Source organism: Enterobacter cloacae complex sp. ECL352, assembly GCF_020149545.1.
In the GTDB taxonomy this organism is placed as follows: domain Bacteria; phylum Pseudomonadota; class Gammaproteobacteria; order Enterobacterales; family Enterobacteriaceae; genus Enterobacter; species Enterobacter asburiae_B.
Genome location: NZ_CP083709.1, coordinates 2,742,306 through 2,755,886, shown reverse-complemented (window position 1 = coordinate 2,755,886; position 13,581 = coordinate 2,742,306). Strand labels below are relative to the sequence as shown.

Genomic DNA, 13,581 nt, shown 5'->3' with positions numbered 1-13,581 from the left:
TCCTCATGTTTGATTTACTCCTGCGCCGTGCGCGCCTTGCCGACGATACCCTGACCGATATCGCCATTCAGGACGGGAAGATCGCGGCGCTGGGCGAGATTGACGCCCCCGCGCATAAAACGGTTGAGCTGAACGGCGACGTGTTCGTCAGCGCAGGCTGGATTGACTCCCACGTTCACTGCTACCCGAACTCCCCGATTTACCACGACGAGCCGGACAGCGTGGGCATTGCCACCGGCGTCACCTCCGTGGTGGACGCGGGCAGTACCGGTGCCGACGACGTGGACGATTTCTACGAAATCACCCGTAAAGCCTCTACCGAGGTATTTGCCCTGCTGAACATCTCCCGCGTGGGGCTGATTGCCCAGAACGAACTGGCCAACATGGCGAATATCGACGCCGACGCGGTGAAGCAGGCGGTGAAGCGCCACCCTGATTTTATCGTCGGCCTGAAGGCGCGCATGAGCAGCAGCGTGGTCGGTGAAAACGGCATTACGCCGCTGGAGCGCGCCAAAGCCATTCAGAAAGAGAACGGCGACCTGCCGCTGATGGTGCACATCGGCAACAACCCGCCGAACCTCGACGAAATTGCCGAGCTGCTGAGCTCAGGCGACATCATCACCCACTGCTATAACGGCAAACCCAACCGCATTCTGACGCCCTCCGGCGAGCTGCGCGCCTCCATCACCTCCGCCCTGAAGCGCGGCGTGCGCCTGGACGTTGGCCACGGTACGGCGAGCTTCAGCTTTGAGGTGGCGAAACGCGCCATCGCGATGGGCATTCTGCCGCACACCATCAGCTCGGATATCTACTGCCGCAACCGCATCAACGGGCCGGTCGGCTCGCTGGCAAGCGTGATGTCGAAGTTTCTCGCCATCGGCATGTCCTTGCCGCAGGTGATTGACTGCGTGACCGCCAACGCCGCCGACGGCCTGCGCCTGGCGCGCAAGGGCCGCATCCAGCCGGGTCTCGACGCCGACCTGACGCTGTTCACGATTAAACGCCAGCCGACGGTGCTGACGGATGCCGAAAACGACAGCCTGCAGGCTGAACACATTCTGGTGCCGCTTGCCGCGATCCGCGCGGGCAAGGGCTACATGACCGAACAAGGGAGCACGGAACATGCCTTCGATTTATGAGAAGTACAACTTAAAGCAGGTGATCAACACCTCTGGCCGCATGACGGCGCTGGGCGTCTCCACGCCGCGCCCGGAAGTGGTGCAGGCGGCGATGGACGGCATGAATCACTATTTCGAGATGAAGGATCTGGTCAATAAAACCGGGGAATACATCGCGAAGCTGCTGGATGTGGAAGGCGCGACGGTGGTCTCCTGCGCGTCGGCGGGCATAGCCCAGTCCGTGGCGGCGGTGCTGGTCAAAGACAGCGACTGGCTGCTGGAAAACCTGCACGTGACCCCGATTGAGAACAACGAAATCGTCCTGCCGAAAGGCCACAACGTGAACTTTGGCGCGCCGGTGGGCACCATGGTGGCGCTGGGCGGCGGCAAGCTGGTGGAGGCGGGCTACGCCAACGAATGCTCCGCCGAACAGCTGGCGGCGGCGATCACCCCGCGCACGGCGGCGATCCTCTACATCAAATCGCACCACTGCGTGCAGAAAAGCATGCTCAGCGTCGGGCAGGCGGCGGTGGTGGCGCGCAAGCACGATCTCCCGCTGATCGTCGATGCCGCGGCGGAAGAAGATCTTCACGCGTACTACCGCTCCGGCGCGGACCTGGTGATCTACAGCGGCGCGAAGGCGATTGAAGGCCCAACCAGCGGGCTGGTGATCGGCAAAACCCAGTACGTTGAGTGGGTGAAGCGCCAGACGGCGGGCATTGGCCGCGCGATGAAGGTGGGTAAAGAGGGCATTCTTGGCCTGACCTGCGCCATCGAACACTACCTGACGGCGACCAAAGAGAGCGGGGCCGAGATGGTGGCGAAGATGACGCCGTTTATCGAGGCGCTCAATACCCTGAACGGCGTGACCGCGCGCGTGGTCTGGGACAGCGCCGGTCGCGATATCGCCCGCACCGAGATTAAGTTTGACGAAGCCGCAACGGGCGTCGGCACGGGCGATCTGGTGGCGAAGCTCAAGCAGGGGGAGTACGCCATTTACTTCCGTGGCTACAAGGCCAACGAAGGGATTATCGAGGCGGACGTGCGCAGCGTGAATGCTGACCAGCTGAACATCGTGTACCGCCGCATTAGCGAAGTATTAGGACAGGAGAAAAAAGCATGAAACTGACCCCCAACTTTTACCGTGACCGCGTCTGCCTGAACGTGCTGGCAGGATCGAAAGCCAACGCCAGCGCCATTTACGAGGCGGCGGAAGGTCACGTGCTGGTGGGCGTGCTCTCCAAAAATTACCCGGACGTGGCGAGCGCCGTTGCCGACATGCGTGAATATGCCGCGCTGATCGATAACGCACTCTCCGTCGGCCTCGGCGCGGGGGATCCGAACCAGTCGGCGATGGTGAGCGAGATCTCCCGTCAGGTGCAGCCGCAGCACGTCAACCAGGTCTTCACCGGCGTGGCCACCAGCCGCGCGCTGCTGGGGCAGAATGAGTCGGTGGTCAACGGCCTGGTCTCTCCGACCGGCATCGTGGGCATGGTGAAAATCTCTACCGGACCGCTGAGCAGCAACGCACCGGACGGCATCGTACCGGTTGAAACCGCGATTGCCCTGCTGAAGGATTTCGGCGGCAGCTCCATCAAATACTTCCCGATGGGCGGCCTCAAGTGCCGTGACGAGTACAACGCGGTGGCGGAAGCCTGCGCCCGTCACGACTTCTGGCTGGAGCCGACCGGAGGTATCGATCTGGAAAACTATGAGGAGATCCTGCAGATCGCCCTCGACGCGGGCGTGAGCAAAATCATCCCGCATATCTACAGCTCGATTATCGACAAAGCCAGCGGCGACACGCGCCCGGAAGACGTGCGTACGCTGCTTGCGATGACGAAGAAGCTGGTGAAGTAGTATCTGTCCTCACCCTAACCCTCTCCCAAAGGGAGAGGGAACTTTTACCCCCTCTCCCTTTGGGAGAGGGCCGGGGTGAGGGAAAACAAACCGCACAAACCTGAAGGAGCCACCATGCACACCCGTACCCTGCTTGTTGCTTCACTCTCAATGCTCGCCACCGCCGCTATCGCCCAGCCACAGTACGCCTGGGTGGGCACCTACAACCCCAACGGCGAAGGGCTGTACCGCTTTACCGTTGACCCGCAAAGCGGCGCGCTGGCGAATAAAACGCTGGTGAGCAGGCTGCCGAACGCCGCGCAGCTGGCCGTCTCACGCGATGGCAAAACGCTCTATCTGGCAAGCGAAGTGGAGCAGGGCGTGGTGCAGGCGCTGCGGGTGGGGGATAACGGCGAGCTGAGCGAGCTGAATCAGGTGGCCTCCGGCGGCGCGGGGCCGGTTTACCTGTCGCTGACCCCGAACGGTCGCCATCTTCTGGTGGCGAACTACGTCAGCGGATCTATCGCAGTGCTGCCCGTTAAAGCAGACGGCAGCCTGGGTGAGGCGACGGACACACATCAGGATCAGGGCGAACCGGGCGCGGCGAAGCCGGAAGCGGCAGCGGAGGGCAGCTTTGCCATCAGCGATCATAACGGCCCCCACGCGCACATGATCGCCGCCGATCCGAGCGGGAAATACGTGTTTTCCACCGATCTTGGGCTGGATCGCCTCTACCAGTACCGTTTTGACGATCGAACAGGGAAGCTGACGCCGAACGATCCGCCGTTTATCAGCGCCTCCTCAAAAGGCGCCGGGCCGCGCCACTTCGTCTTTACGCCAAAAGGCGATGCCCTGTGGCTGATTAACGAAGAGGCGTCTACGCTCACCCATTATACCGTGAACGCCAACGGCACCCTGAAAGAGGGCAAAACGCTCTCAGCCCTGCCGGAAGGTTACAAAGGCACCAGCTTTGCTGCCGGGCTCGCATTAAGCGCCGACGGTAAACAGCTGTATGTGGCTAACCGTTTGCATAACAGCATCGGGCACTTTACCGTAACAGCGGAGGGCACGCTGACGCATCAGGACGACGTGTGGACGCGCGGCGACTACCCGCGCACCCTGACGCTCGATAAGCAGGGACGCTGGCTGTACGTCATGAACCAGCGCAGCGACAACATCACCCGTTTCCGCGTGGCGCAGGACGGGAAATTAAGCTTCGAGCCGGACTATACCCCGGTCGGCAGCCCATCTCAGATGGTCATTTCACCTTAAGCTGTAAGAGGACAAACCCGTGCGATTTCCGAACCAACGTTTAGCGCAACTGTTCGATCTGTTGCAAAACGAGACGCTGCCGCAGGACGAGCTGGCGCAGCGGCTGTCGGTCTCCACGCGAACCGTCCGTGCCGATATCACCGCCCTGAACGCGCTGCTGGCAGGCTACGGCGCGCAGTTTATATTGAGCCGGGGCAACGGCTATCAGCTCAAAATTGATGATGCCCAGCGCTACCAGCAGCTGCAGGCATCCCACCCGCGCGCGCTGCGTATTCCCCGGACCGGGCCGGAGCGCGTGCACTATCTGGTGGTGCGTTTTCTGACTTCGGCATTTTCTCTTAAGCTGGAGGATCTGGCGGACGAGTGGTTCGTCAGCCGCGCCACGCTGCAAAGCGACATGGCCGAAGTGCGCGAGTGGTTTCACCGCTATAACCTGACGCTGGAAACGCGTCCGCGCCACGGGATGAAGCTGTTTGGCAGCGAGATGTCGACCCGCGCCTGCCTGACCGATCTGCTCTGGGAGCTGGCGCAGCAGGACAGCCTGAACCCGCTGGTGACCGACGTGGCGCTGAATGCAGGCGTGGCGGAGCAGATGGTGCCCGTGCTGCACGAGGCGCTGACGCGTCATCACATCCGTCTGACCGACGAAGGCGAGCTGTTCCTGCGCCTGTACTGCGCGGTGTCGGTGCGGCGCATCAGCGAGGGCTATCCGCTGCCGGAATTCCACGCCGAAGACGTGGAAGAGAACGTGCGCGAGGCGGCGAAGGATATCGCCGTCACTATCCAGCAGCTGGCGGGCAAAGCGCTTTCACCTTCGGAGGAGAGCTGGCTATGCGTGCATATTGCGGCGCGGCAGATTCAGGAGATAGCCCCGAGCGCCATTAACGCGGATGACGACGAAGCGCTGGTCAACTACATCCTGCGCTATATCAACACCCACTATAACTACAATCTGCTCAGCGACGCGCAGCTGCACGCGGACCTGCTCACGCATATCAAAACCATGATCACCCGCGTGCGGTATCAAATCATGATCCCCAATCCGCTGCTGGATAACATCAAGCAGCACTACCCGATGGCGTGGGATATGACCCTCGCGGCGGTGTCGAGCTGGGGAAAATACACGCCGTATGTGATCAGCGAAAACGAGATCGGCTTCCTGGTGCTGCATATCGGCGTCGGGCTGGAGCGCCATTACAACATCGGCTACCAGCGCCAGCCGCGGGTGCTGCTGGTATGCGACGCCGGGAATGCCATGGTCCGCATGATCGAGGCGGTGCTCCAGCGCAAGTACCCGCAGATTGAGGTGGCCCGCACGCTCACCCTGCGCGAGTACGAGCTGGCGGATTCCATCGGCGAGGACTTTGTCATTTCCACCGCCCGCGTGAGCGAAAAATCCAAACCGGTGGTGACGATCGCCCCGTTCCCGACCGATTATCAGTTAGAGCAGATCGGCAAGCTGGTGCTGGTGGACCGCACCCGCCCGTGGATGCTGGATAAATACTTCGACGCGGCCCATTTCCGCATTCTCGACAAGCCCGTTGATCAGCAAACGCTGTTCCGGGAACTGTGCGCGCAGCTTGAAGGCGAGGGGTTTGTCGGCGCGGAGTTCCTGGATTCTGTCGTCGAGCGTGAAGCCATCGTCAGCACCATGCTCGGCGACGGCATCGCGCTGCCGCACTCCCTCGGCCTTTTAGCGCAGAAAACCGTGGTCTATACCGTGCTCGCCCCGCACGGCGTTCAGTGGGGCGACGAAACCGCGCACGTCATCTTCCTGCTCGCCATCAGCAAAAGCGAATACGAAGAGGCGATGGCGATTTACGATATCTTCGTCACCTTCCTGCGTGAGCGGGCGATGTCGCGGCTCTGTAGCTGCGGAGATTTTGCCGGGTTTAAGGCGGTGGCGATGGAGAGTTTGAGCCGGTTTTGAGATAAGGGCGGACGGATAACATCCGCCTTTGTTCATCGCAAATGATGCACAACCTGATTGCTGCTGCCGCGCCAGATCAGGGCCGGGTCTTTTAAATCCTGCACGAACTTGCCGTCGACCAGGACGTTAATCAGACCCACTACTTCCATTTGCTGCGCGTTCAGCTCATCCAGCCTGTATCCCGTCCAGACCCAGATATCTTTTCCCGTACACTCTGCCCGAATGCGCTTCACCAGCTTCAGGATATCCGGCACGTTTTGCGGGTGCAGCGGATCGCCGCCGGAGAGGGAAATCCCCTGACGTTTGATGCGCGTGTCGTTAAGGTCGTTGACGATCCGGTCTTCCATTTCGGCGGTGAACGGCATGCCGGAATTTAAGCGCCAGGTGCTTTTGTTATAGCAGCCGGGGCATTCGTGGACGCAGCCTGAAACGAACAGGGTGCAGCGGGTGCCGGGGCCGTTGACGATGTCGACGGGGTAGTATTGATGATATCGCATAGAAAATGTCCAGAGAATTTGTGCGCGCTGATGCCCTCACCCCGGCCCTCTCCCACGGGGAGAGGGAGAAAACCGGAGTCAGGCTTAACAATGTGCTCGATCGGTTCCCTCTCCCTTGGGGAGAGGGGTAGGGTGAGGGGGAGAACCCTGCGCAGAACTTACCCGATCTGCCCATTCCCCAAATGCTTCACGCGACGCTTCACCTCTTCCTGCTTGCCGGCGTTAAACGGACGCGCGTCCGGGCTGCCGAGATAGCCGCACACGCGACGGGTCACGGAGACGCGGGCCGCATCGTGGTTGCCGCATTTCGGGCAGGTGAAGCCTTTGCTCGTACACTCGAACTCGCCGGTAAAGCCGCACTCGTAGCACTCGTCGATTGGCGTGTTGGTCCCGTAATACGGCACGTGCTGATAGCTGTAATCCCACACGTCTTCCAGCGCCTTCAGGTTGTGCTGAATGTTCGGGTACTCGCCGTAGCAGATGAAGCCGCCGCTGGCGATCGGCGGATACGCCGCTTCGAAGTCGATCTTGTCGTACGGGTTCACCTTTTTCTCCACGTCGAGGTGGAAGCTGTTGGTGTAATACCCTTTGTCGGTCACGCCTTCCACAATCCCGAATTCGGCGGTATCCAGACGGCAGAAGCGGTCGCACAGGTTCTCGCTCGGCGTGCTGTAGAGGCTAAACCCGTAGCCGGTTTCCTCTTTCCACTGGTCTACCGCGTCGCGCAGGCGCTGAACAATCGCGATGCCTTTCTCACGCAGGGCCTCGCTGTCGTACATATGCGTATCGCCCGCCAGGGCGTTGATGGTCTCGTGAATACCGATATAGCCCAGCGAAATCGACGCGCGGCCGTTTTTGAAGATCTCCGACACGTCATCGTCCGCTTTCAGACGTACGCCGCAGGCCCCTTCCATATAAAGGATCGGCGCGACGCGGGCCTTGACCCCTTCCAGACGTGCAATACGTGTCATCAGCGCTTTGCGCGCCAGCTGCAGACGTTCATCCAGCAGCGTCCAGAATTCCGCTTCATTGCCTTTCGCCTCCAGCGCGATGCGCGGCAGGTTAAGGCTGATGACGCCCAGGTTGTTGCGCCCGTCGTGGATCTGCTCGCCGTTTTCATCTTCGTACACGCCGAGGAAGCTGCGGCAGCCCATTGGCGTTTTAAACGAGCCGGTCACTTTCACGACCTGGTCGTAGTTCAGGATGTCCGGATACATGCGCTTGCTCGCGCACTCCAGCGCCAGCTGTTTGATGTCGTAGTTCGGATCGCCAAACTTGTGGTTCAGGCCGTCGCGAATGGCGAACACCAGTTTCGGGAACACCGCCGTTTTGCGGTTCTTGCCGAGACCGGAAATGCGGTTGCGCAGGATGGACTGCTGGATCAGGCGTGATTCCCAGCTGGTGCCCAGCCCAAAGCCGAAGGTCACAAACGGCGTCTGGCCGTTGGCGGTGTGCAGCGTGTTTACCTCATACTCCAGCGACTGGAAGGCGTCGTAGCACTCTTTCTCGGTGCGGGAGTGCGCGTAGCCGTCGGCGTCCGGGATCTGCCACTCTTCGGCCGTTTTACGATGCTTGTTGAAACTTGCCGTCACGAACGGGGCCAGCACTTCATCAATGCGGTTAATCGTGGTGCCGCCATAAATATGGCTGGCGACCTGAGCGATAATCTGCGCGGTGACGGCGGTGGCCGTGGAGATTGATTTTGGCGGTTCAATCTCGGCGTTACCCATTTTAAAACCGTGGGTCAGCATGCCTTTCAGGTCGATCAGCATGCAGTTGAACATCGGGAAGAACGGCGAATAGTCGAGATCGTGGTAGTGAATTTCACCGCGCTCGTGCGCCGACACCACGTCGCGCGGCAGCAGATGCTGACGGGCATAGTGTTTGGCGACGATACCGGCCAGCAGGTCGCGCTGGGTCGGGATCACTTTACTGTCTTTGTTGGCGTTTTCATTGAGCAGGGCGGAGTTGGTCTGCTCCACCAGGCCACGGATCTCCTGGTTCAGACGACCGCGCTTCTCACGCTGCACGTCACGATCGTGACGGTACTCAATGTAGGCGCGCGCCAGCTGCTTGTAGGGCCCCGCCATCAGCTGGTTCTCAACCGCGGTCTGGATCTCGTTGATATCGACCTGGCTGCGTTCGTTCATCTGGCTGCTAACGACTTCTGCGACGGTGGCGCAGTAATCTGCGTCATCGACTCCCGCTGCTTTAGCTGCACGCAGAATGGCTTCCTGGATGCGCTCTGATTTAAACGGCACTTTACAGCCATCACGTTTCATCACATGCGGTGTCATGATCACTCCATTTTTTGAAAACAGGTTATCCACAGAGGTGGAGAAGTCATAACCGGGCATATTCCCCGCCGGGCCAAAGACTTCCCGCGTTCCCAGCTCGTGTTATCCACAATTCCGGCCAGCGTAAGCGCCGTCTTGTTGTTGGAATAGTAGACGATAAATACAAGATGTTGGGTCGGCGTGCATTTTAAGTGCTACATATAGTGATTTGCATCAAACATGTTTGCGATTTATTTGATGCAGAACAAAGTAAAAAGACGAGAGTACAAACGACGGGCGCTTCAGCGATTGTAAAGGCGCGAGAGAAAAATCTGATTATTTACTCAACAAAAACAGTAAAGTAAGCCGGGTGCTGAGCCGCACCCGGCAGGGAAAGTTACTGCTGCAACCACCAGACGGCTTCAAACGGACGCAGCGACGTCGTTTGCGGTGCCGGGTAGTTACTCATCAGCACCTGCGACCTATCGCTGAGGGCGTCTGTCTGCCATTCCTGCGGCGTATTACACAGGTTCGCCGCCACCATCAGCGTCTGCCCCTGCCACTGACGACGGTAGCACCAAAGAGAAGGATGTTCCGGCAGAAGATCCTCATAATCTCCCCACGTCAGCACCGGCAGGGTTTTACGCAGGCCGATCAGCGACTGGTAGGTGTAGAACACCGAATCAGGGTCGTCGAGCGCCGCGCGGGCGTTCACCGTCTCGTAATTGTCGCAGACGCCAATCCACGGCTCGCCCTCGGTAAAGCCCGCATTGTGCGAAGCGTCCCACTGCATTGGGGTTCGCCCGTTATCGCGGGACTTACTCGCCAGAATCGCCAGTAGTTCATCCGATTCGCGGCCGTTGGCGCGCAGTTCGGCGAACATGTTCAGGCTTTCCACGTCGCGATAGTCGGTGATGCGGCTGAAGTGCGGGTTGATCATACCCAGCTCTTCGCCCTGATAGATATACGGCGTGCCCTGCATGCCGTGCAGCACCATGCCGAGCATCTTCGCGGCCTGAACGCGGTATTCCCCTTCGTCACCAAAGCGCGACACGATGCGCGGCTGATCGTGGTTACACCAGAACAGCGCGTTCCACGCCCTGTTGTGCATCCCCTGCTGCCAGTGGCGGAAGAGGGTTTTCAGCGCCACGAAGTCCGGCTTCGCCTTCGTCCATTTTTCTCCGCCGGGGTAGTCCACCTTCAGGTGGTGGAAGTTAAAGGTCATCGACAGCTCGCGTCCGTCGAGCGAGGCGTACTGCTGGCAGTTCTCCAGCGAGGTCGAGGACATCTCGCCCACCGTCATCAGGTTGCGCGGGGTGAAGACGTCGCGGCTCATCTCCTGCAGATATTCGTGAACGCGCGGCCCGTCGGTGTAGAAGCGGCGGCCGTCTCCGGTGTTGTCGTCCGGGAAATCCTGATCTTTCGAAATCAGGTTAATCACGTCGAGACGCAAGCCGTCGACGCCGCGATCGGCCCAGAACTCGCACACCTTTTTCAGCTCGGCGCGCACTTCTGGGTTCTCCCAGTTGAGATCCGCCTGCTCCGGGGCGAACAGATGCAGGTAATACTGCTCGCTCTCGGCGTGCCAGCGCCAGGCGTTGCCACCAAACTTGGAGCGCCAGTTGTTGGGAAGCAGCTCCGGCGTGCCGTCGCGCCAGATGTAGAACTGGCGGTACGGGCTCTCTTTGTTCAGCGACTCGCGGAACCAGGCGTGCTGCGTGGAGGTGTGGTTAAACACCATATCCAGCACGATACGGATGCCGCGCTCGTGCGCCCGGGCAACCAGCTCGTCGAAATCATCCAGCGTGCCGTAAGCCGGGTCGATGGCGGTGTAATTCGCCACGTCGTAGCCATTATCCACCTGCGGGGAGATATAAAACGGCGTCAGCCAGATGGCGTCGATGCCGAGGGTTTTCAGGTAGTCCAGCCGCTGCGTCACGCCGCGCAGATCGCCGGTGCCGCTGCCGGTGGTATCCTGGAAACTCTTTGGGTAAATCTGATAGATGACGCCGTTCTGCCACCAGTGAGGAAGGGTATTCATAATGCGTTCCTGCAAATGCGAAGGGGCGCAACTGCGCCCCGAAAGAAGAAGTTAAACAATCTGCAGCGAGCCCTGACGGAACTTACGTTGGTAAACCACGGTGGTGAGCGCCATAGGGACGATGATCGCGATGGCCATCGCCAGGGCAAACACCTGCCAGTAAGCCGGCTGGATGGAGAGAATGCCCGGCAGGCCGCCGACGCCAATCCCGTTCGCCATCACGCCGTTCAGACCGCACACGAGGCCCGCCAGACCGGAACCGATCATCGCGCAGAGCATCGGGAAGCGGTATTTCAGGTTGATACCGTACATCGCCGGTTCAGTGACGCCGAGGTAGGCAGAGATGGCTGCCGGAACGGAGATCTCACGCTCGTTGTGCTTGCGGCTGACGATGATGATGCCAGTGACCGCCGACGCCTGTGCAATGTTAGACAGGGCGATAATCGGCCAGACCGGCGTGCCGCCGAGGCTCTGGATCATCTGCATATCAATGGCCAGCGTGGTCTGGTGCACGCCGGTGATCACCAGCGGGGCGTAAAGGAAGCCAAACAGCGCGGCACCGATTGGCGCAAAGCTGCCGGTCATCAGGTGACGCACCGCGAAGGCCACGCCGTCGCCGATCATGCGGCCAAACGGACCGATAAAGGCGTGCGCCAGGAACACCGCCAGAATCAGCGAGCAGACCGGCACCACTACCAGATAGAGGTAATCCGGCACGATGCGCTTCAGGCGCGTTTCAATAAAGCCCAGCGCCAGACCGGCCAGCAGGGCCGGAATGACCTGCGCCTGATAGCCCACTTTGGCGATAGTAAACAGGCCGAAGTTCCACACCTCAGGCACCTGCTGACCAAGTAAGTAAGCGTTCATTAACTGTGGAGAGACCAGCGTGACGCCCAGCACGATACCGAGAATCGGTGTGCCGCCCATCTTGCGCACCGCGGACCAGCAAATCCCGACCGGCAGATAGAAGAAGATCGCCTCGCCAATCAGCCACAGGAAATCGTAAACGGTTTTCAGCGCCGGATACATCTGCGCCAGGGTTTTGCCGTCGCTCATCGGCACATCGCCGATGACGTTACGGAAGCCTAAGATTAAGCCCGCGCTGATCAGCGCGGGCAGCAGCGGGAAGAAAATTTCCGCGAAGTGGGAAATCAGCTGCTCGTGCCACTTCATATTCTGGCGCGCGGCCTTCTTCGCCTGCTCTTTATCGGCAGAAGAGTGCCCGGTTGTCGCCAGCAGAGCCTGATAGTAATCGCCCACTTCGGTACCAATAACGACCTGGAACTGCCCGGCGTTGGTGAAGCAGCCTTTGACCATGGAAAGTTCTTCAATGGCCTTCGGGTTGGCTTTGGCCGGATCGTTCAGCACGAAGCGCAGGCGGGTAATGCAATGGCTGACGGTAGCGATGTTTTCGCGTCCGCCGACCAGGACGATCAGCCGATCGATATCTGCTTGTTTGACTTTACTCATCATGAAACCTCATGACAGATGGTGAGGGGGTGTAATGACCTGAGCGCAAGCCTACTCCTTCAGCGTGACGGCGAAAATGGGAACGTTCCCGAAATCAGGCGAAGATCACAATAATCTGTTTAAGAGGGGTTACGAAAGGTGAGCGGGAATGACGATCTGACGAGGCTCTGAACGCCCGTTTATCTGCTCGATAAGCTGTGCTGCGGCCTGTCTGCCGGACTCGGCGTAGCCCGGATCGACGGTGATGATCTCCGGGTGCAGGAACTTCATCAGCGGCGTGCTGCCGACGCTCGCCACCTGCAAATTATCGATGCGCTGCTCCTGCAGATATTTGCTGGCACCCAGCGCCAGGGTATCCGTGGCGCACACCAGCGCCGTGGTCTGCGGCGTAAGAACGCTGGCGGCCTGCTCGTAGCCCTGCTTCATGCCCAGCCCCGGCAGGGAGGCCACGGCGGAGAGGTTGTGCTTTTTGCAAAAGGCCAGATACGCCTCATGGCGACGCTTGCCGGTGGTGACGTCCGCGTGCGGGACGCCGAGGAAGCTGATGTGGCGATGACCTTCGTCAAACAGGCGCTGCATCAGGGTGATAATCGCGCCCTCATCGTCGTAGCAGACGGAGGCAAAGCCGTGTGCATCGCGCGCCAGCAGCACCAGCGAAGGCTGCCAGGGTTTCAGCATCTCGTCCTTAATGCCGGTAAAACCGAACAGCACCACGCCATCAATGTTGCGCCGCTGGAGCATCCCCAGATGCTCTTCAACCAGCTGCACAGAGAACTGGCTCTCCATCATGATCGGATCATACCCCTGCTCATAGAAGGCGGGCAGCATGGTCTGCACGGCGAGATTTTCAGAAAGAGAGTCCAGACGCGAAACAATGATGGCGACGACTTTGTCACTCTGCCCGCGCATGGCGCGCGCAGAGCGGGAAGGGGAAAAACCGTGCTGATTCATAACCGCCTCAACGCGCTCGCGGGTGCGTTCGCTGACGCCGCTTTCGTTGTTCAGCACGCGTGAGACGGTCGATTTCCCCACGCCGCTTAAACGCGCGATGTCTTTAATCGTTAGGCGGTTCTGCATGCTGTATTCCCTGTAACAACGACGATGTAGTGAATTGAGCCTAATGCTATAGCGCGATTTC

The 13,581-nt window shown here is 59.8% G+C and carries 10 protein-coding genes; 5 read left to right on the top strand and 5 right to left on the bottom strand.

Going from position 1 to position 13,581, the window contains the following annotated elements; genetic code table 11:
- Window positions 1–5 precede the first annotated feature (5 nt).
- From LBF07_RS13385 to LBF07_RS13365, 5 genes are all read left to right on the top strand, one after another.
- Window positions 6–1,139, top strand: a complete 1,134-nt coding sequence (locus tag LBF07_RS13385; protein ID WP_094935144.1) for an amidohydrolase/deacetylase family metallohydrolase — start codon at window positions 6–8, stop codon at window positions 1,137–1,139.
- Window positions 1,123–2,241 (top strand): DgaE family pyridoxal phosphate-dependent ammonia lyase, encoded by a 1,119-nt coding sequence (locus tag LBF07_RS13380; protein WP_094935145.1) that lies wholly within the window; start codon window positions 1,123–1,125, stop codon window positions 2,239–2,241. Before LBF07_RS13385 ends, LBF07_RS13380 begins: the two co-directional genes overlap by 17 nt.
- Window positions 2,238–2,978 (top strand): KDGP aldolase family protein, encoded by a 741-nt coding sequence (locus tag LBF07_RS13375; protein ID WP_094935146.1) that lies wholly within the window; start codon window positions 2,238–2,240, stop codon window positions 2,976–2,978. Before LBF07_RS13380 ends, LBF07_RS13375 begins: the two co-directional genes overlap by 4 nt.
- A 114-nt stretch (window positions 2,979–3,092) precedes the next feature.
- Window positions 3,093–4,229, top strand: coding sequence for a lactonase family protein (locus LBF07_RS13370; protein ID WP_094935147.1), 1,137 nt, complete (start codon window positions 3,093–3,095; stop codon window positions 4,227–4,229).
- Between the two features lie 19 nt (window positions 4,230–4,248).
- On the top strand, window positions 4,249–6,159 hold the full coding sequence (locus LBF07_RS13365) for a transcription antiterminator (RefSeq protein WP_094935148.1): 1,911 nt from the start codon (window positions 4,249–4,251) through the stop codon (window positions 6,157–6,159).
- A gap of 32 nt (window positions 6,160–6,191) precedes the next feature.
- Here the strand turns inward: LBF07_RS13365 and nrdG are convergent, their stop codons facing one another.
- From nrdG to treR, 5 genes are all read right to left on the bottom strand, one after another.
- Window positions 6,192–6,656 carry an anaerobic ribonucleoside-triphosphate reductase-activating protein gene (nrdG, locus tag LBF07_RS13360; protein WP_094935149.1) on the bottom strand — a complete coding sequence of 155 codons (465 nt, stop codon included), beginning with the start codon at window positions 6,654–6,656 and terminating at the stop codon, window positions 6,192–6,194.
- Between the two features lie 158 nt (window positions 6,657–6,814).
- Window positions 6,815–8,953 carry an anaerobic ribonucleoside-triphosphate reductase gene (nrdD, locus tag LBF07_RS13355; RefSeq protein ID WP_023310191.1) on the bottom strand — a complete coding sequence of 713 codons (2,139 nt, stop codon included), beginning with the start codon at window positions 8,951–8,953 and terminating at the stop codon, window positions 6,815–6,817.
- Window positions 8,954–9,329: 376 nt separating this feature from the next.
- The gene (gene treC / locus LBF07_RS13350; RefSeq protein WP_094935150.1) at window positions 9,330–10,973 is read right to left on the bottom strand and encodes an alpha,alpha-phosphotrehalase; all 1,644 of its coding nucleotides are present in this window, start codon (window positions 10,971–10,973) and stop codon (window positions 9,330–9,332) included.
- 51 nt (window positions 10,974–11,024) lie between these two features.
- The gene (gene treB / locus LBF07_RS13345) at window positions 11,025–12,443 is read right to left on the bottom strand and encodes a PTS trehalose transporter subunit IIBC (RefSeq protein WP_094935157.1); all 1,419 of its coding nucleotides are present in this window, start codon (window positions 12,441–12,443) and stop codon (window positions 11,025–11,027) included.
- A 129-nt stretch (window positions 12,444–12,572) separates the two neighbouring features.
- Window positions 12,573–13,520, bottom strand: coding sequence for a trehalose operon repressor TreR (treR, locus tag LBF07_RS13340; RefSeq protein ID WP_047174646.1), 948 nt, complete (start codon window positions 13,518–13,520; stop codon window positions 12,573–12,575).
- Window positions 13,521–13,581 lie beyond the last annotated feature (61 nt).

What these genes read in the sequence shown, in the direction of transcription:
- LBF07_RS13385 (WP_094935144.1), top strand. Translation starts at nt 6, where the DNA reads ATGTTTGATTTACTCCTGCGCCGTGCGCGCCTTGCCGACGATACCCTG.
- LBF07_RS13380 (WP_094935145.1), top strand. Translation starts at nt 1,123, where the DNA reads ATGCCTTCGATTTATGAGAAGTACAACTTAAAGCAGGTGATCAACACC.
- LBF07_RS13375 (WP_094935146.1), top strand. Translation starts at nt 2,238, where the DNA reads ATGAAACTGACCCCCAACTTTTACCGTGACCGCGTCTGCCTGAACGTG.
- LBF07_RS13370 (WP_094935147.1), top strand. Translation starts at nt 3,093, where the DNA reads ATGCACACCCGTACCCTGCTTGTTGCTTCACTCTCAATGCTCGCCACC.
- nrdG (WP_094935149.1), bottom strand. Translation starts at nt 6,656, where the DNA reads ATGCGATATCATCAATACTACCCCGTCGACATCGTCAACGGCCCCGGC.
- nrdD (WP_023310191.1), bottom strand. Translation starts at nt 8,953, where the DNA reads ATGACACCGCATGTGATGAAACGTGATGGCTGTAAAGTGCCGTTTAAA.
- treC (WP_094935150.1), bottom strand. Translation starts at nt 10,973, where the DNA reads ATGAATACCCTTCCTCACTGGTGGCAGAACGGCGTCATCTATCAGATT.
- treB (WP_094935157.1), bottom strand. Translation starts at nt 12,443, where the DNA reads ATGAGTAAAGTCAAACAAGCAGATATCGATCGGCTGATCGTCCTGGTC.
- treR (WP_047174646.1), bottom strand. Translation starts at nt 13,520, where the DNA reads ATGCAGAACCGCCTAACGATTAAAGACATCGCGCGTTTAAGCGGCGTG.